The 18,156-nt window shown below is 37.5% G+C and carries 21 protein-coding genes; 16 read left to right on the top strand and 5 right to left on the bottom strand.

Annotation, left to right across the window (positions count from 1 at the left end):
- The first annotated feature begins 33 nt into the window (after positions 1 to 33).
- A complete protein-coding gene (locus UFO1_RS17490; protein ID WP_038672941.1) occupies positions 34 to 1,386 on the top strand; it encodes an MFS transporter in 1,353 nt (450 codons plus the stop codon).
- An 84-nt stretch (positions 1,387 to 1,470) separates the two neighbouring features.
- Here UFO1_RS17490 and UFO1_RS17485 read toward each other — a convergent pair whose 3' ends face one another.
- Positions 1,471 to 3,936, bottom strand: a complete 2,466-nt coding sequence (locus UFO1_RS17485; RefSeq protein ID WP_038672939.1) for an ABC transporter substrate-binding protein — start codon at positions 3,934 to 3,936, stop codon at positions 1,471 to 1,473.
- 452 nt (positions 3,937 to 4,388) lie between these two features.
- Here UFO1_RS17485 and UFO1_RS17480 point away from each other — a divergent pair, with 452 nt between their 5' ends.
- The 3 genes from UFO1_RS17480 to UFO1_RS17470 are packed head-to-tail and all read left to right on the top strand — an operon-like array spanning position 4,389 to position 5,743.
- Positions 4,389 to 4,724, top strand: a complete 336-nt coding sequence (locus UFO1_RS17480) for a PadR family transcriptional regulator (RefSeq protein WP_038672937.1) — start codon at positions 4,389 to 4,391, stop codon at positions 4,722 to 4,724.
- Positions 4,725 to 4,740: 16 nt separating this feature from the next.
- Positions 4,741 to 5,217 (top strand): permease, encoded by a 477-nt coding sequence (locus UFO1_RS17475; RefSeq protein WP_038672935.1) that lies wholly within the window; start codon positions 4,741 to 4,743, stop codon positions 5,215 to 5,217.
- 1 nt (position 5,218) lies between these two features.
- Positions 5,219 to 5,743 carry a permease gene (locus tag UFO1_RS17470; RefSeq protein WP_038672933.1) on the top strand — a complete coding sequence of 175 codons (525 nt, stop codon included), beginning with the start codon at positions 5,219 to 5,221 and terminating at the stop codon, positions 5,741 to 5,743.
- Between the two features lie 70 nt (positions 5,744 to 5,813).
- Here UFO1_RS17470 and UFO1_RS17465 read toward each other — a convergent pair whose 3' ends face one another.
- Positions 5,814 to 6,410, bottom strand: coding sequence for a methyltransferase (locus UFO1_RS17465; RefSeq protein ID WP_038672931.1), 597 nt, complete (start codon positions 6,408 to 6,410; stop codon positions 5,814 to 5,816).
- A gap of 189 nt (positions 6,411 to 6,599) precedes the next feature.
- Between UFO1_RS17465 and UFO1_RS17460 the strand changes: the two genes are divergently transcribed.
- Positions 6,600 to 7,250 carry a class I SAM-dependent methyltransferase gene (locus UFO1_RS17460; RefSeq protein WP_051788990.1) on the top strand — a complete coding sequence of 217 codons (651 nt, stop codon included), beginning with the start codon at positions 6,600 to 6,602 and terminating at the stop codon, positions 7,248 to 7,250.
- Between the two features lie 186 nt (positions 7,251 to 7,436).
- Here the strand turns inward: UFO1_RS17460 and UFO1_RS17455 are convergent, their stop codons facing one another.
- Positions 7,437 to 7,964: a hypothetical protein gene (locus UFO1_RS17455; RefSeq protein WP_236639236.1), complete on the bottom strand. Its 528-nt coding sequence runs from the start codon at positions 7,962 to 7,964 to the stop codon at positions 7,437 to 7,439.
- Positions 7,965 to 7,998: 34 nt separating this feature from the next.
- Between UFO1_RS17455 and UFO1_RS25310 the strand changes: the two genes are divergently transcribed.
- From UFO1_RS25310 to UFO1_RS17410, 10 genes are all read left to right on the top strand, one after another.
- Positions 7,999 to 8,160, top strand: a complete 162-nt coding sequence (locus UFO1_RS25310) for a hypothetical protein (protein WP_158442844.1) — start codon at positions 7,999 to 8,001, stop codon at positions 8,158 to 8,160.
- 328 nt (positions 8,161 to 8,488) lie between these two features.
- On the top strand, positions 8,489 to 9,433 hold the full coding sequence (locus UFO1_RS17450) for a sugar-binding transcriptional regulator (RefSeq protein ID WP_038672927.1): 945 nt from the start codon (positions 8,489 to 8,491) through the stop codon (positions 9,431 to 9,433).
- 127 nt (positions 9,434 to 9,560) lie between these two features.
- Positions 9,561 to 9,743 (top strand): hypothetical protein, encoded by a 183-nt coding sequence (locus UFO1_RS17445; RefSeq protein ID WP_038672925.1) that lies wholly within the window; start codon positions 9,561 to 9,563, stop codon positions 9,741 to 9,743.
- Positions 9,744 to 9,816: 73 nt separating this feature from the next.
- On the top strand, positions 9,817 to 10,590 hold the full coding sequence (gene srlD / locus UFO1_RS17440) for a sorbitol-6-phosphate dehydrogenase (protein WP_038672923.1): 774 nt from the start codon (positions 9,817 to 9,819) through the stop codon (positions 10,588 to 10,590).
- A gap of 117 nt (positions 10,591 to 10,707) precedes the next feature.
- Positions 10,708 to 11,127, top strand: a complete 420-nt coding sequence (locus tag UFO1_RS17435; RefSeq protein ID WP_038672920.1) for a transcriptional regulator GutM — start codon at positions 10,708 to 10,710, stop codon at positions 11,125 to 11,127.
- A 37-nt stretch (positions 11,128 to 11,164) separates the two neighbouring features.
- The gene (locus UFO1_RS17430) at positions 11,165 to 11,734 is read left to right on the top strand and encodes a PTS glucitol/sorbitol transporter subunit IIC (RefSeq protein ID WP_038672918.1); all 570 of its coding nucleotides are present in this window, start codon (positions 11,165 to 11,167) and stop codon (positions 11,732 to 11,734) included.
- Positions 11,735 to 11,751: 17 nt separating this feature from the next.
- Positions 11,752 to 12,741 carry a PTS glucitol/sorbitol transporter subunit IIB gene (locus UFO1_RS17425; protein WP_038672916.1) on the top strand — a complete coding sequence of 330 codons (990 nt, stop codon included), beginning with the start codon at positions 11,752 to 11,754 and terminating at the stop codon, positions 12,739 to 12,741.
- Positions 12,742 to 12,824: 83 nt separating this feature from the next.
- A complete protein-coding gene (locus tag UFO1_RS17420; protein WP_038672915.1) occupies positions 12,825 to 13,187 on the top strand; it encodes a PTS glucitol/sorbitol transporter subunit IIA in 363 nt (120 codons plus the stop codon).
- A 21-nt stretch (positions 13,188 to 13,208) separates the two neighbouring features.
- Positions 13,209 to 13,886: a transaldolase family protein gene (locus UFO1_RS17415; RefSeq protein ID WP_038672913.1), complete on the top strand. Its 678-nt coding sequence runs from the start codon at positions 13,209 to 13,211 to the stop codon at positions 13,884 to 13,886.
- Between the two features lie 12 nt (positions 13,887 to 13,898).
- Positions 13,899 to 14,864 carry an SIS domain-containing protein gene (locus UFO1_RS17410; RefSeq protein ID WP_038672911.1) on the top strand — a complete coding sequence of 322 codons (966 nt, stop codon included), beginning with the start codon at positions 13,899 to 13,901 and terminating at the stop codon, positions 14,862 to 14,864.
- 208 nt (positions 14,865 to 15,072) lie between these two features.
- On the opposite strand, the gene UFO1_RS17405 is transcribed toward UFO1_RS17410, so the two are convergent.
- Entirely contained in the window at positions 15,073 to 16,488 is a 1,416-nt protein-coding gene (locus UFO1_RS17405; RefSeq protein WP_051788989.1) for a PLP-dependent aminotransferase family protein, read from the bottom strand.
- Positions 16,489 to 16,619: 131 nt separating this feature from the next.
- Here UFO1_RS17405 and UFO1_RS17400 point away from each other — a divergent pair, with 131 nt between their 5' ends.
- A complete protein-coding gene (locus tag UFO1_RS17400; RefSeq protein WP_038672909.1) occupies positions 16,620 to 17,087 on the top strand; it encodes a pyridoxamine 5'-phosphate oxidase family protein in 468 nt (155 codons plus the stop codon).
- Positions 17,088 to 17,198: 111 nt separating this feature from the next.
- Here UFO1_RS17400 and UFO1_RS17395 read toward each other — a convergent pair whose 3' ends face one another.
- Positions 17,199 to 18,092: a LysR family transcriptional regulator gene (locus UFO1_RS17395; protein ID WP_038672908.1), complete on the bottom strand. Its 894-nt coding sequence runs from the start codon at positions 18,090 to 18,092 to the stop codon at positions 17,199 to 17,201.
- Positions 18,093 to 18,156 lie beyond the last annotated feature (64 nt).

Below are 18,156 nucleotides of genomic sequence, written 5' to 3'. Positions count from 1 at the left end.
ATTTGTGTGTTAGCAAATCTACTAGGTGGATTTATGAATATGACCAATGATGTTACACAAAATATAACTCCTTCCACAGCAAAGAAGACGAATGTTCGCTGGATAGTTGTAGCTATATTATTTATTGTTACTATAATTAATTACGCCGATCGCGCTACGATTGCATTGGCCGGCCCAGAGATTGCAAAAGATTTGCATATGGATTCTGTAGCCATGGGTTATATCTTTTCTGCCTTTGGTTGGGCATATGTTCTTTGCCAGTTACCAGGAGGATATTTATTAGATCGATTTGGTTCAAGAAAAGTGTATGCAGGTAGTATTTTCTTTTGGTCTTTATTTACATTATTTCAAGGTTTCGTTGGTTTTCTAGCTGGATTTACTGCAATTGCTACTTTGTTTGCGTTAAGGTTTATGGTTGGCGCTTCAGAAGCACCCTCGTTTCCAGCAAATAGTCGAATTGTTGCGGCTTGGTTCCCTGCCGCAGAGCGCGGTACTGCAGCAGCCATTTTTAGTTCAGGTCAAGCTGCTGCCACCGTATTGTTTGGGCCGTTGATGGGATGGCTTGTATTCACTTATGGTTGGCACTATGTCTTTGTGGTTATGGGGGCGCTAGGAATGCTCTTCACATTGGTATGGAATAAGTTTATTCATAATCCTAAAGATCATCCGATGGCGAATGAAGCTGAGATTGAGTATATTACAGAAGGCGGCGGCTTGGTCGATATGGATCAAGCAAAGAAAGATGGAGCTAAGCAAGATGGACCTAACATGAAATATGTTAAACAACTACTCAAAAATCGTATGATGCTAGGAATCTATATTGCTCAATACTGCATTAACGCTACAATATATTTCTTTATTACTTGGTTTCCAGTTTATCTAGTGCAGGCTCGTGGAATGACGATTCTCAAAGCCGGTTTTGCTGCTTCTGTACCCGCCATATTTGGTTTTGTGGGCGGAATTTTGGGTGGAATGTTATCCGATTTCTTACTCAAAAGGGGTTATTCCCTTACTATTGCCAGGAAAATACCGATTATAGTAGGGATGTTATTAGGAACCACGATAATCGCCTGTAATTATGTGGACACGGAATGGATAGTCATCGCTGTCATGTCTGTAGCCTTCTTCGGTAAAGGTCTGGGTCAACTTGGCTGGACGGTCAATTCCGATACTGCGCCAAAAGCAATGGTTGGTGTGAGTGGCGCTGTCTTAAACATTTTTGGTAATCTTACCAGCATCATTACCCCCATTGCAATTGGTTATATTATAAAAATAACAGGATCATTTAATGGTGCGCTAGTTTATATTGCTGTACATTGCCTTGTTGCTATTTTCTGTTATTTGTTCGTTGTTGGAGAAATTAAGCGAGTTGAACTTAAGGATTGAACTTAAATTAATGAAAATCACGGTCACGTTCGAAGTTGATGCTTCGCACGTGACCGTGATTTTGCGTAAAATTTTCTTAGAAGACTAGGTTTTCTCCATGAGGATATCTTCATACTTAAAGAGTCCTAAAGGGTTCATTTTTATACCAGAAATATTATTTCTATTAGCGTAAGCCATATTGGGATGGTAGAGGAAGATCCATGGGCAGTCCTGTACGAGCATCTTTTGAATATCTTTGTACATATCAAGTCGTTTCGCGGGATGTATCATCTGATTAGCCATGGCTAATTTTTTATTTACTATTTCACTATTATAGCTGGATCGGTTTGTACGCAGGCCGGGGGAAAATAGAGGATGCAGAAAATTATCGGGATCACCCGTGTCTGCGACCCAACGGGCGATATACAAATCGGCACTGCTTTTAATCAGGTTTACGTCAAGGTATTTGGCAGCTGGCACATTGATAAGCTCGCATACTACTCCGATACTTGTCAGGTCTTCCAAGATGTATTCCGTAATCTTGTTAAACACCGTAGGTCCCGCATCTTGCCGGTACATAATTCTAAATTTCTGGCGAACAGTTGTTAGGCAACTTTTTACTAATAAATTTTTTGCTAGAGAAGGGTTGTAGCTATATCCTGAGAGGGAGGAGTCATTTACGATGCTGGGAGGGAATGGGCCTTTACTCTCGCTGCCTAGGCCTCCCAAAATTTCATCGATAATTCGCTGTTTGTTGATGGCGTAGTTAAAGGCTTGTCTGGCCTCGCAGTTTTGTACGTACGGGGATGTAGAGGTGAGATTAAAGCCAGCGTAGTAAGTACCCATGATAGTGTTAGTAGATATCTTTATGTCCGGCACTGGTTTGAGTTTATCAAGTAATGACTTATTATCAATGAATATAAAATCATATTTTCCATCAATGAAGTCCTCTGCTACATTTTCTTTCGTGAGTTGTACCTGAATCGTTTTAATATATGCTTCTCCGTTAAAATGCTCTGAAAAAGCATTGAGTGTACAGAGGTCTTCTTCGGTGTTAAGCACATACGGACCACAGCCAATGATATTATTCTTATCGTCGGTAGTGGTAATGGAACAGTAAAATTGTCCTAGGTTCAATAGAAAGCCGCTATAAGGAAAGGACAGTCTTATACTCAGTTGGTAGCGATTTAGGACGGTGATCCCGCTGACAGTACTCGCTATACCCTTACTGTATTCTTCAGCTCCTACCACATATTCCAGGCACCAAGCATTGGGAGATCCGGTCGATGGATGTAGGAGACGTTCATAGCATTGTTTTATATCTTGGGCGGTAATTTCCTGTCCGTTATGAAACTTGGCCCCCTTACGAAGGTTAAATACCCATGTTCGGTCGCCTTCCAAATGCCAACTCTTAGCAATACCAGGAGCCAAATGACCGGATGCGTTGATAGAAAGCAGTCCTGAATGGGCATTCGAGAGAATGTGGCCGCCTAAGTATTCTGTCGACATGAGTGGATTAAAAGTGGTAATCTCATTCGGCAGGCTTGTCCGTAAAGCCGCTCCGGCGAATGGAGCGCAGGACACCTTTTCAAGCATGTGCGTTGATATTGTTTGGAGCCCTGTTGAAGCCTCGGTCAGTGAGGATAGAGTGGTTTTTACAAATTGAGTGTAGAGGGAAGCTACTTCCACGGTGGAGATGAGCTGATGAGAAGTAGTAGTCATATTGCCTGTCGATCCCATCACGTTTTCAAGACTTGTCGTTTGCTTGCCCATAGCAGCACTTATTTCTTCATAAACAGCACCGCTATTATTGACAGCCTCAATGATGGTATTAAAAACCTGAGCGGTATCGCTTGCAATTTGGGTACCCAACTGCACTTTAGTGGCAATGGCATCCATAGCCTGCAGGGTCTTGTTAATGCTCTGGTTGATTTCGGCAATGGTTTTACTGATATAATCAACCGATTCAACGCTTCGTTCCGCGAGATGTTTGATTTCTTGGGCTACTACGGCGAATCCTCTGCCTGCTTCGCCGGCCCGGGCGGCCTCGATAGAGGCATTTAAAGAAAGTAAATTGGTGTTTCCCGCAATGTCTTTAATAACATCGAGAAGTGTATTGATCTGAGCAGCTTTGTATTCAAGCGTGCTAACGACACCTTTGGCGTCAACAACCGATTGTCCGATAGCGCTCATCGCCTGGATAGAACTGCGAACAGCATCATGTCCTTGGTTAGCCACGTTTAAGGTTTGTCCGGATATTTGCTTAGAGCTCTCCGTACTTGCGCAGACTTCCTGAGCTAGGGCAGAATAATTACTGATTTCGTCTACAACCTTTTCAATGGAAATCATTTGGACTTCAACCGATTGATTGATGCTATTTGTAATTTCTATCAGACTATCTGCCGCAATTTCTGTTTCCTCAATTTTGTTGCGGATTTTGCTTACTGCACATTCCTGATTATGCTTAAGCAACGCGGTATGCGTGTCTATATTTATGTTGCAGGATGATATGGGGTTAGTAGAGGCTGGGAGGGACGAGGGTGTAGGAACTTTTTTGGACCAAAATAACATACAAGCATCATCTCCCTAAGAAATATTACATAATATGTCTTAATACGCCATTTTATGGAAAAAACCTTTAATTATACATATTGTTAATAAAATTAAAGTACGGACTACATTCATGATGGTAGCACTCGGGGACCACTTTTGTCTGAAAGGGAGAGTGGTCTTTTATTCTGATAGTCCCAATCCTCGTTGTGTCCAACTCAATTTGAAAAGGCAAGCAGAGAAGATGGGAATATGGCTGTTAAATAAAAGACAAAAAAAGAACCATTGTAGACCCCCAATAAAAAGCAACCAATATATAATGATAAACTCCTGCAAAGCAGCCTAGCTTTGCAGGAGTTATGTATTTTGATTCCTCCAAACAAATCACATGAAAACTCAATTGACATTATAATGTTTTTAATACTATACTGTTATTAACACATAGGTGTTAATACGAAATAGGGGTGATTTTTATGAGTAGATTAAATTATGGCCGTCATTTGCCGGCATTTATATTATTATTTTTAGCCAAAGAGAGTATACATGGTTCTATGTTGCTTAATAAGATGAATGAGTCCATGCCATATATTAAAGCAGATGGACCTGCTATTTACCGCGCACTTTCTGAATTGGAAAAATTAGATGCTGTTGAAGCTTGCTGGGATACAGCAAATCCAGGAGCAGCAAGAAAGTGTTATACCATAACAGAACAAGGATGTAGGTTGCTAAAAGAATATAAAGATGATATCGAAGAAAGAAAAAGAAATCTTGAATACTTTCTATCCGAATTTGATAGATTAGATTTTTAGGATTAGGTGGTGCGAAATGGTATCAAGTGTTTTATATTCAGTTGCCGGAATTTTATTATTAGTTTCATTTATTAAAGATAAGAGCAAAACTAAAAAAAGCATCAAAGTTGCGTGGAAGTCATTTGAGAAATTGATTCCAGTTGTGCTTGCAATGATGTTTTTTATAGGAATCACCTTAGCTGTTCTTAACCAAAGAGTAATCACAACTCTGATAGGTTCCGAATCTGGTGTATTAGGTGCAATTATAGCATTAATAATTGGATCTATTGTATCACTTCCAAGTTTCGTGGCATTTCCTCTTGGAGGGACTTTGCTTAAAGCCGGGGCAGGTTATATGCAAGTTGCTGCATTGGTTTCAACAATTATGGCCGTTGGTATTGTTTCTCTTCCAGCAGAGATAAAATATTTTAATAAGAATATCGCTGTAAAACGAATTGTTTTATCATTTATCATTTGTATAGCATTTACTGCTGTAATAGGGATGGTGATGTAAAATGAAACTATTAAAGACGTATAAATGGGCACTAATATTTCTTTTAGTACAAATAGCAATCTTTTTTATAAATAATACGATTGGTAAAAATGCATTTGATATTACACTATCAAATTTAAAGGAAATGCTTTTATTGATTCCTCCGATTTTTATTATTATGGGCCTGATGGACATTTGGGTTCCAAAGGAAACCTTGATAAGATACATGGGCCATGGGTCAGGGATAATTGGGCTTCTCATAGCTTTTGTACTTGGAACTGTAGCGGCAGGGCCATTATATGTAGCATTTCCAATGGGGGTTCTTCTCCTAAAAAAAGGAGCGAAGTTATCCAATGTAATATTTTTTCTAGGCGTATGGTCAAGCACAAAACTTCCTATAGTAGTATTTGAAGCAGCTTCATTAGGAGTAAACTTCACATTGATTCATATAGCAATCAGTATACCTTTATATCTTCTTATGGCATTTTATATGGAAAAATCAGTTTCTAAAGAAGCTATATCATTAATTGTTGCTAATGCAGATTAAGTGAAAATATAAGTTGATTCGAAAAATAGGACTATTTTACAAAAAAAACACCACTATGCGGGTGTTTTTTTTAGTCTAGTCTATACACTAAAAAACTATGACGAGGATCATTATCAGGTAATTTTATTTTATTCAAAAGTACAAAGGGGGTATTGTTTTCTAGAAAAAATATATAATCATATGATGGATAATACAATATAATATCTACTGTTCTTTCATAGTCTTCTACAGAAATCAAAATATTTCCTATAACCTTTATAAATATTTGTATAGAAAAAGGGTTAAAGAAGTAGAATTTATTATCTGAGGGATTTATATTATATTCTTCTGCAAAGCAATTTAAGAAATTTATTTCATTTATTTTCTTTTTATGTTTCTTTAAATAATCTCTTTTATTATCAATAGCTTGTTTATAGAAGAAGCTACTCATTTCTATACCTGTAACAGTGGAGTCAAAAAAGTGATTTATGTAAAAGTTAAGTCTTCCTTTACCACATCCAAAGTCAACTATATTATCTTCTGCGGTGAAATTATATTGCTTAGATAATATTTCTAATACAGAGTAGGAGGTTGGCTCATATCTATTATAGTGCAATGATTCATTGAATATTTTTTGTTCCCCTGAGGTTTTTATATTCAATAGTTTTTCATAATATTGTTCGTCCATTATAGTTCCCCTCTAACTTTAAGTTTTATGTAAGTTTAAATAGCTACTTCAAAGTATATAATGATAAAATACATAGAGCAAATAAGAGCTTAGCAGAATCCATCGCACAAATATATAGCAGGATATATTTTTAAAGTTAGAGAAAACAGACATAGCTTACTTTTCAGTAAGCTATGGCGTTTTTACATAATGACTATTATGGAAGGTGAAAGAATGTATCTATTATATTCAATCGTAATAATTATTTTGTTTCTTATCATTTGGTTTGCTTGGAAATTTACCTCCAGGAAGAAAAATGTTCCGTGTCCGTCATGGCTTTATCGGGCAGTTGAACTAGAAAACCCTTTTGCTAGAAGCAGTCAATCGAAAAGTATTATTTCCGGGCTTGATGTTGAAGAAGGAATGACGATACTCGATATCGGATGTGGCCCAGGCCGAATAAGTATACCCTTGGCAAAGGCAGTTGGTGAACAAGGGAAGATTATTTTAGTTGATATTCAACAAGAGATGCTAGATATAGTTAAAAGAAAAGCCCTAAAGGAGAATATGCATAATATTATTGTTGTGAATATTCCAATGGGAGAAGGAAGGCTTAAAGACTATAAAGCAGATAGGGCAGTCTTGGCTGCAGTTCTTGGTGAGATACCAAACAGAATTATTGCTCTTAAGGAAATATATAACTCATTAAAGCCAGGTGGAATACTTGCAATTTCGGAAACTATGTTTGACCCCCATTATCAAAGAAAGCAAACTATATTAGATTTAGTTAAATCGATAGGTTTTGCTGAAGTCGGTTTTACTGGGAATAAGTTGGCATATACAATATACTTAAAAAGATAAAGCTACATGAAAAACAACAGAGAGCCAGGCATGAAGATAACTTAGCTGTAAATAATAGACATATTTAGAGTTGATTATAGACAATTACCGTTTAGACCATACGATTCATCGAGTTTCATATTTTAGGTAATAGAAAGGACTGCTAGGCTAAATGCTTAGACAGTCCTTTTGTTCTATGCTGGTTCTCTATTCATTGTCGTCGTCGTTATTTTTAATTGGTTTCATTGCTGGAACCATCCTGAAATTATTTCTTGCATTTTCAGTAGCGTTTTTTACAACTTCCTTTCCCAAGGTTGCAGCCAAAACTAAACCGTATATAGATGTAGTAGCAACATTTGCTATTGCTGTATTAAGGGGCAAAGGCATAGTTCCCTCAACTTTAAACAGAGTGGTAACGGAGTAAATAAAAAACCATATAAATGTTGAGAAAACCCATCCTTTAAAAAGAAGATTTGTGTTTTTGATTAAAGGAATTATATAGGTGAATACAATTCCTAGAAAACCGGTAAAACCAATGTTTGCTGTTAGTGCAAACAAGATTTCTCCCGTACTAAAAGGTGGAGTATGCCCGAAGAGGATAATTCCAGTCCAGTCCGCAAAACGAAGAGTGGTGAAATTTATAAAACCAAAAAATGAACTCATAATATTCGCGGCTAATCCACCCGCAACTCCTGAGAAAAAGCCTCTGGTAAATTTGTCTTTCAAAAGATTCATCTCCTTTTATAAACTATCCTTAGTATGGGAGAATGTGTTTGGAAATATTCTCTTAGAAGGGATATGGGGACAGGTTATTTGTCCCTCGATTAAGCCGGGAGAAGCGTATGGAATTGACTATTTCGCTATTTACTTCTTTCCTACAGATGAGACTGATTCGGCAAAGGTATTTATCGACGAACTTAGGCAGGGATAACAGGAATATCTAAAAGTGTGATTGATAGGATTTAGTGGGACAGAGAACCGGTCCCCTTGTCTCATATGCTGGCTAGAATAGTTTGTTAAGAGTTTGACTTCTAAATAAAGGGGGGGATAATTTTTTGAAAACTAGAAGACAATTGATGTAGGCAATGGTGAATCCCATTTAGGACGCTGTGCGAAAATGTTGGAATTATCAAATTTTAAGTATTGCAATTTTCCGAAAAGTATATTAATATAAAGATACGGAACGAAAGTTACACGCTGTCACAAATGTGACAGTGTGGCGGAAAGTAACAAAATAAATTAGTTTGGAAAGGAAAAGTATGCTTAATGTAGATAGACGGTTACTTGTGAAAGTTTCCCAAATGTACTACTTAGAAAATATGAATCAAAATGAAATAGCTAGTAAGTTTGGTATCAATAGGACTACTGTAAGCAAGTATTTGAAAAAAGCAATGTTAGCAGGGATTGTACAAATTTCCGTTGTAAATGATTTGTATGAAAGCCTGGAAACAGCATTGGAAAAAAAGTTTGGCTTAAAAGAAGTCTATATTGTACCTTCTAGCTCAGATTCGGATGAAGTAAAAAATAATCTTGGAAAAGCGGGAATACGCGTCTTAAAAAGAATCATAAATGATGGTGATGTTGTAGGGTTTGCTTGGGGAACTACCATTGGTGCATTATCTAATATTGCTTCTGTGGAGAAATGCGATGTAGTAAATGCTGATATGATTCCTCTAGTGGGCGGTCCAGAGAATGTGGATAGCGAATATCATGTAAATACCATTGTATATAAAGTTGCAAATGCATTTAAAGCCAAGAGCCATTATTTGTATGCACCTGCTATTACGGCAACGACAGAAACCAAAGTAGCTATTATGCAAGATGCTAATTGTAATAAAATTGTGAAGTTGTGGGATGAAGTGAGTATTACAATATTAGGAATTGGTGCACCAATCAAGTCATCCAACTTAGTATGGACGGGTTCCTTTGGGAAAGAATACAGCGATGCCCTGCGAGACGCAGGGGTTGTAGGCGACATTTGCTCAAGGTTTTACGATGTTGATGGCAATGTGGTAGACACAGTATTAAAGGATAGAACAATAGCTGTTGATTTGGAAAAATTGCGAGATGTAAGATATTCAATAGGTATTGCGTCCTCACCGGAAAAGGTGCCTGCTATATATGGGGCTATTAAGGGTAAATTTATAAATGTGTTAATCTCTGATGAAGAAACTGCTAAATTACTAATTGATTTTGCTGACTAAGACGAAAGTGTGGTTAGCTTAAAGATTATGTAAGGGCCATGGGCTAAGCATAATGTGCTACTCATGGTTTTTTTTCTACCGTTTTACAAGGTGAAGATTTCAAAATCATGGTTTAGGAGGAATTTATATGGCTAAAGAGATGAAATCAACTCCACAACCAGGCGATAAGATATATACGTTATTTGAATATAATCAAGTGGTGATTAAAGGGAGTAAGGAAAGCTTTATTATACGAATAGAAAAAATAGAAAAAGAAAAAAAAGAAGATAAAAGAAATATTTGTTGCCAGCATGTAAGAGCCATGGGCTAAGCATTGATCGCTTCTCCTATGTCTCTTTTTTAGATTTAAAAATATAAATGAAATAATCTCAGGAGGTATAGTTATGTCAAAAGTAGCACTTATAGTTGGTGGAGGAAGAAGTTTGGGAGAATATTTAAGTAAGCATATGGCAAGAGAAGGATATGAGATAGCTGTAGCGGACTTAGTATATGAAAATGCAAAAAAGGTTTCAGATGAAATTAATGCAAGCGGTGGTAAAGGAATTGCAGTAGGAGTTAATGCTTGTAGTGAAGATGAAGTAAAAGCGATGGTACAAAAGGTTGTAAATGAATTAGGAAGAGTAGATTTATTAATATACAATGCAGGAATAGCCAAAAGCAGTAAAATTACTGAATTTGAATTACAAGCATTTAATCGGATTGTAGATGTTAATTTAAATGGATATTTCCTCTGTGCTAGAGAAGTAGCAAAGGTTATGATTGAGAAAAATATTAAGGGGTCCATTATTGGAATTAATTCTAAATCGGGTAAGGTTGGAAGTAAATTTAACAGCGGCTACTCAGCTGCAAAATTTGCAGCTGTTGGTTTAACGCAGAGTTTAGCTTTAGATCTAGCGGAAGATAATATAAGAGTAAATGCAATGATGCTTGGTAATCTCTTAGATTCAGATATGTTTGAAAGTTTGCTTCCCCAATATGCAGTGAAGTTAGGAATACCCGAATCGGAAGTAAAACAAGCATATATAGATAAAGTGCCGTTAAAGAGAGGATGCACTTTTGAGGATGTGGCAAACGTAATTACCTTTTATGCATCAGATAAAGCAAGTTATTTAACAGGGCAATCTGTAAATATAACGGGTGGTCAAGTAATGCACTAAAAGGGTGTCGCTGTAATGATTTGCATAATTATGGTAAAAAATGTAAAAGTTACTAGATAAATATTATAATAATCTGTAAAATGTAAAGTAACACCTGATACCAAAGGGGGAAACTGTATGTTGTGGTTTGTTCTTGTTGCTGCAGGGATGTGGATCCTTCAAGGGTTACTTGGCTTTTGGCAATTGAGACATTTTAATCAGCGATTTAATCTATTAAGAAAAGAGGGCCGGGTTGTTGTTGGCAAGTCTAAAGGTCGAATAATGGCTGGCGCTGTATTAATGTTTTGTCTTGACAAAGATTGCAATATCATTAAAGGGGAGAAAATGGAAGGTATTTCTATTTTCTCCAGAATGAAGCCTTTCAATTCCTTGAATAATCTAAATTTATTAGAGCTTGAAGAAGATAAATTGAGTGGATTAGGCAGACCAACTAGTAAGGCGATAATGAACGCTATTGAAAATTATAGAGCGTTTATTAATAAGACGAAAAATGATATGGAGGTGATAGGGGTAGAAAATGAAAGAATAACAGTTTAACGCTATTATAAAAAATTATTGAGAGAGAGGGTATTGTATGGACATGTTCATTGTGTTAGCCAAAGGTTTTATCGGCATGTTTAATGAAGGTGGTAAAGTTTTCGTAAGTATGATAACTGGAATTGTACCCACGTTAGTAATTCTGCTTGTAGCTATGAATGCTTTAATTAGATTTGTGGGTCAAGAGAAAGTCGAAAAACTCGCTCATATGTGTGGTGGCAATCCTATATCTAGATACCTTATTTTACCAGTAGTGGGAACGTTTTTCTTTTGCAATCCGATGACCTTATCATTAGGAAAATTTTTGCCTGAAAAGTATAAACCTAGCTATTATGCTGCATCCTCTTTTTCCTGCCATAGTATGAATGGTTTGTTCCCACATATAAATCCTGGAGAATTATTTGTTTTTCTTGGAATTGCGGCTGGAATAACTCAATTGGGTTTACCAACTGTTGACCTAGCAGTAAGATATTTTCTTGTTGGGATGGTGACCAACTTTTTCAGAGGATGGATTACGGATTTTACTACTGCATATGTAGAAAAGCAACAAGGCATCAAGTTGAGAACAGAAGTTACTACTGTACAGTCAGCTGGCTTTAATTCTTAGAAAGGGGTGGATGAAAAATGGCGAATTATAAATCAGTTATTATAACGGCAGGTAGAGGTGGATTTGGTGGACCGTTAGTGATTCAGCCGAATGAGAACAAAAATAAGATTGTCAATATTACTGGAGGTGTCATTTCATCTGTTGCAGAGAAGATAGCTGAAATGACAGGTTGCGAAGTGGTAGATGGCTTTAAGACTAAAGTGCCTGATACTGAAATTGCTTGTGTTGTCATTGATTGTGGAGGAACGTTAAGATGCGGAATATATCCTCAGAAAAGGATTCCAACAATTAACTTGATGCCATCTGGTCCCAGTGGACCTTTAGCAGAACATATCAAGGCGGATATTTATGTGTCTGATGTCAAAGACGTAAATATAAATTTTAGCGATGGAACGATTCGAAATGCGGTCTCTGAAGATACTAGTGCTAAAAAGCCCAAGTATGATACCCAGAAGAAAATCAGCGAACAGACTAGTGCTGGTTTTATGGCCAAAGTTGGGAAGGCTATGGGTGGTATAACCGCTACATTTTATCAATCTGGTCGCGATGCTATCAATACTGTCTTAAAAACCATATTGCCCTTTATGGCATTTGTATGCATGTTAATTGGTGTTGTATTAAGTACTGGTATCGGTGATGTTTTTGCTAAAGTACTGACACCGTTGGCCGGAACAGTTCAAGGCTTAGTTTTACTGTCAGCCATATGTTCGTTTCCATTCTTATCTCCTTTTTTAGGGCCAGGTGCCGTAATTGCTCAAGTAATTGGTGTGTTAGTTGGCGTTGAAATCGGTAAAGGCACGATTCCTCCTCAGTTGGCGCTACCGGCACTTTTTGCGATCAATTCCCAGGCCGCTTGTGATTTTATACCAGTAGGCTTAGGATTGGCTGAAGCGGAGGCCGAAACAGTAGAAGTGGGTGTGCCTTCTGTATTGTATTCACGCTTTATCACCGGTCCTACAACAGTATTGGTTGCTTGGTTGGCTAGTTTCGGTCTCTACGCAAAATAGAAGTGAAAAGCAATGGAATTATGGTGCTATAATTTCATTGCTTTTTTAAAAATGATATAGACGCTATTATGGAGGTGTATTTTATGAAGATTATATATAATACTACGGTTACTACTATTGGCGGATTTGTGTCAGCTTTTTATGAAGAAAAGTTGATCATTATTTTCAAAGATAATGCTCCGGAGGAATTGGCTGATTATTGCGTATTACATTCTGGCAATGAGGTTTCAGATACTGTAAAACAAGGGGATGTTTTAATCGTTGCGGGTCTAGAATATAAGGTTGTATATGTGGGCGATGAAGTGCAGACTAATTTGGAGAATTTGGGACATATAACCCTACGGTTTGATGGCAATACGGAAGGGCTAGGCGGAAGTTTATATCTTGAGGACAAGGAACTGCCTGCTATAAAAATTGGAGATGTTATTTCTATATACAGAGAATAGATCGCCAAGGAGGCTTTGCGAATGAATATATTACTTGATACTGCGGAAGTTGATTTTATAAAAAGTGCCAATGAATATTATCCAATAGATGGCATTACGACAAATCCGACGATTCTAGCCAAAGGAAAGAGGCCATATATTGAAATCCTACAAGAAATAGTATCTATAATTGGCAGTGAAAAAATGCTGCATGTGCAGGTATTAAGTACAAATGCCAAGGAAATAGTTAAGGAAGCAGAATATGTGAACAAGGTTCTTAGTGGAAATATTTATATTAAAATTCCGGTTGTTCCTGAAGGGTTTAAGGCCATGATGGCTCTGCAGAAAAAGAATATAAAAGTTACTGCAACTGCCGTGTCTACTCCTCAACAGGCACTTATGGCTGCGAAAGCTGGCGCTAGCTTTGTAGCGCCATATGTAAACAGAATTGATAATATTTCTGGTGATGGTGTAAAAGTAGTAGCTGATATTATAAAAATTTTCAATACTCATAATATGAAAGCGCAAGTGATAGCAGCCAGTTTCAAAAATGTAGAACAAGTGCAGAAAGTTTGTTTGGCTGGTACTCATGCTGTAACAGTTAGTGAAGATGTCTTTACCAATTTGTATCACCATCCTTTGACTGATTGGAGTGTCAATAAGTTTATTGAGGATTGGGAAAGTGCTTATGGCAAAGGAGCAGTATTAGGTGAGGTTTAAGGAGATAGGATTATGTTTTTAGAACAAGCTCGGACTTGTTTAGTTATTGAAGCGGAAGCCATTCGATTGCTTTCTGCTCGGATTGGGCAAGACTTTTCTGATGCAGTGGAACTGATTTTGCAGTGCTCTGGCAGAGTGGTTGTGACTGGCATGGGGAAGTCTGGGTTAATTGGACGCAAAATAGCCGCTACTCTGGCCAGTACAGGTACACCCGCCCTGTTTCTCCATCCGGCGGAGGCTATTCATGGTGATTTTGGTATGGTGACGAGGCAAGACGTTGTATTGGCGATTTCCAACAGCGGTGAAACGGCAGAAGTGGTATCTCTGTTGCCGACCTTTAAGCGTATTGGCGTATCGATGATTGCTATGTGTGGTTCCAAACAGTCGACATTAGGGAAAAATGCCGAGGCCTTTTTAGATGTGGCAGTGGAGCGAGAGGCTTGTCCATTGGGGTTGGCGCCAACAGCCAGTGCAATTGCTACTCTGGCAATGGGGGACGCCTTGGCGGTAGCACTCTTAACGGCTCATAATTTTACCCGAGAGGATTTTGCGGTGTTTCACCCCGGCGGGGCTTTAGGACGTAAACTGCTGCTGGTTGCAGAGCTTATGCACGCTGGTGAGGATAATCCGGTTGTCCACAGTGGTACTTCTTTGAAGGATGCGCTGTTTGCTATTACTGTCAAAGGGGTTGGAGCTATTTCTGTTATTGATGAAGACGGTAAGCTAATTGGTCTAGTGACGGATGGCGATATCCGTCGTGGCTTGGAAAAAGGCTATGATTTTCTTGATGAATCGGTGGATTTGTTAATGACCAAAACGCCTAAAACCATTACAAAAGATAAAATAGCTGCCTATGCTTTACATGTCATGGAAAAAAACAGCCCGCACCCGATTACAGTATTGCCAGTGGTAGATGAAGAACGGCGCGCCATTGGCATGATCCATCTGACGGATTTGTTGCGAAATGGAGTCGTATAGCCGTTTTAAAGTAAGAGAATGCAAGGACGGACTTTTACAAAGAGATGGGTTTGGACAGGTTCGGCTCGCTGTGTCGAACTCCTGTCCACGCAATGAGAATAGAAAAATGATAATATTTAGAGCTAATCAACAAACTCCTGCAAAGCAGCCTAGCCTTGCAGGAGTTCTGTATGAAAAATCTTTGCAAAATTTTATTTTATCCGTGGCTTTAATTAGTTTGGCATTCATTATTCCAAGCATGATACAATTCCTCTAGAATAGCTTTAAATTTACACGTTGGAATTGTAGCAAATCCAAGTAAAATTTGAGAGCGTGGACAATCTGTTGGATTCATGTAATTTGCTGATGGAGAATATATCCTAATACCAATATTTTCAGCTCGCTTTATCAGTTCATTCTGAGAAAGCGAGTTTTTTATAGTTAAAAGAATATGCATACCAGCTCCTTCACCGGATATGATGGCAGTATTACCAAAAACTTCATCTAAAGCAGTTAGCAAAGCATGTTGCCTTTTGCGATAGAAGGTACGCAGACGATTCATGTGCTTTTCATAGTTCCCGCTCGAAATGAAATCTGAAAGAGCAGTCTGATGCAAAACAGAGACCTGTGAATTATAGCGATGATAATAGTGTTTGTATGTATCTATTAAGGAGTGTGGCAACACTAAATAAGCTACGCGCATTGAAGGTGAAAGTGATTTTGAAAAGGTTCCGGTATAAATGGTTCTATCATGATTATCTAATGATTGTAAGGAGGGGATTGGGTTTGTATCGTAACGAAGTTCACTGTCATAATCATCTTCAATTAAATAGCTATTTGTGTTAAATGCCCATTGAAGTAGTTTGCGGCGCTTAGCAATGGAGAGAACTACACCAGTAGGAAATTGATGTGATGGAGTTAAATACAAAAGGTCTGTATCTAAATCTTCTATTGATTGAATAGAAACACCATCTTTTTCTACTGGAATCGGTATTACTTGATAGTTATGATTCTGAAATACAATACGGATTCCATCGTATCCTGGATCTTCCATCGCAAAGCGTTTACTGGAATGTTCAAACATATTTGCTACTATTTCCATTGAATGTTGATGACCACAGGTGATAATAACTTGTGAAGCATTACAACAAACACCTCTTGACCGCTTTAAATAGTGTGAGATACTTTGTCGTAAGGAAGTCTCGCCTTGTCTGTTCGGATAATTTATGCAAGAATAGGATTCCATTAGGGTAAGAGCATTATTGATACTTTTTCGCCACTGTTTGTGAGGAAAAATTGAATTATCTATTGCACCATATGCAAAATCATATCGCGTAGAAAAAGAAGGTGTCTTAGGTTCGTAGGTATGAGTGCTGAAATCTGCTTGATTGGGAACATAAAATTCAGAAGCAATTTTATTAATAGTAAATCCACTTCCGACTATGGCCGTTACATATCCTTCTGCGACAAGTTGTTGATAGGCCTTATCAACCGTATTACGGCCAACAGATAATTCGGCAGCGAGTTTTCTGGTGGCAGGAAGCTTATCACCAAATTTTAAAGAGCCAGAAAGAATTTCTTGCATCAAAGAAGTATAAATTTGCTCATAAATAGGTATCTGTATGTCTTTAGCAATATATAACATGGACAAATCTCCTTTTAATACTGAACCTAAATTGGCTCCTATAAAAATATCGATATTGGAACTTATGTAAAAGCCGATTGTATTGTACCTTTATATAAATAATAAATCAAGATAAAACTTGGAGGTACAAAATGTTTAGAGAAATGAGAAGAAAAGACAGAGCGATGGTGGAAGAAGAGACAAAAATGCTTTTAGAGACTGCACAGGTTGGAATATTATCAACTGTAAGTACAGACAATACTCCATACGGGGTTCCAATGAATTTTGTTTATACAAATGAGGTAATTTATTTACACTGTGCTCTCGAAGGACAGAGATTAGATAATATAGTTAACAACGATAGTATTTGTTTTACTGTAGTTGATGCAGTAGAATTAATGCCGGCAGCATTTGCCACTAAATACAAGTCAGCCGTCATATTTGGAAAAATTATTGTTGTTGAAGATATTGAAGAAAAACGAAAAGGGCTTATAGACATAGTTAAAAAGTATAGTCCTGATTTCTATGAGGCAGGATTACAATATATTGACAAAGCTTTTGAAAAAATAAAAGTGCTTAAAATAGAAGTTAGCAAAATGACCGGAAAAGCAAGATTGTGAAATTTTGACTTTTAACAGTTAATTGTGAGTGATTCCCTTATTGCGAATATTTGATACCTTGGATCAGCCTTAAGATAAAAAAACCGAAACCTTTGATTAAGGCTTCGGTTTTTAATTTGTTTTATTGAATGTCTCAAGGGTTATATCGATAAAAGCTCGCAGAGCGGGAGAAATCCATTTTTCTTTGTGATATATTAGCTGCGTTTTAATATTAAACGGTGGACCAGCCCAAGGTAATGAGATTAATTGCTGGGTTGTAAGTTCTTGCTTCACTGTGACCTGCGGTAAAAAACCGATTCCCCAGCCGTCACCAACAAATTTCTTAATAACTTCATTACTACTGAACGTCAGTATGGATGCTGGTTTTGCACCAGCTTGTGCTAGAATACTTTCAAAGATTCGACGATAACTACATCCCAGGTCAGTCAAGACAAGTGCTTGTTCATTTATATCTTGCGGCATAACATGAGTTTTTTTAGCTAAGGGGTGGTTCGGTGCTGCTATAACTGCCATAGGTTCTTCGAAAAGAATGTGAGTAACAAGATCTGTTTCATTAAACGGAACATCAAGGAATAAGACGATATCAATAGTGTTTTTTCTTAGATGATTTCGATAGTCGTTACAGGTATCGAAGCGAATATTGATTTCTACCTTGGGATAACGAGCTCGAAAGGTCTTGAAAACTTCAGGTAAGCGATGTGTACATAGCGATTCTGCTGTACAAATGGTAAGAGATCCTTTGGGAATGAGAGAACTGGAAATTAGATCTTTAGCTTCATCCGATAGTTTAAGGATTTGCTTAGCGTAGGCATAAAGATGTTCCCCATCTTTAGTTAGTTTGATTTGTTTACCCAACCGTTCAAAGAGCATTGTGGCAAACTCCTCTTCCAGTGCTTGAATTTGATTGGTAATGGTAGATTGGGCATAACCTAATTCATTGGCGGCTTTAGTAAAGCTCAACATTTTGACTACTGTAACAAAAGTTTTTAGCTGACGAAATTCCATTTTCTCACCACCCATCAGTTTTTTTGAAAGACTACATCAATACTATCAATTTTACCTATTAATG

The sequence above is a fragment of the Pelosinus sp. UFO1 genome, assembly GCF_000725345.1.
In the GTDB taxonomy this organism is placed as follows: domain Bacteria; phylum Bacillota; class Negativicutes; order DSM-13327; family DSM-13327; genus Pelosinus.
This window is presented reverse-complemented; position numbering and strand designations above follow the sequence as displayed.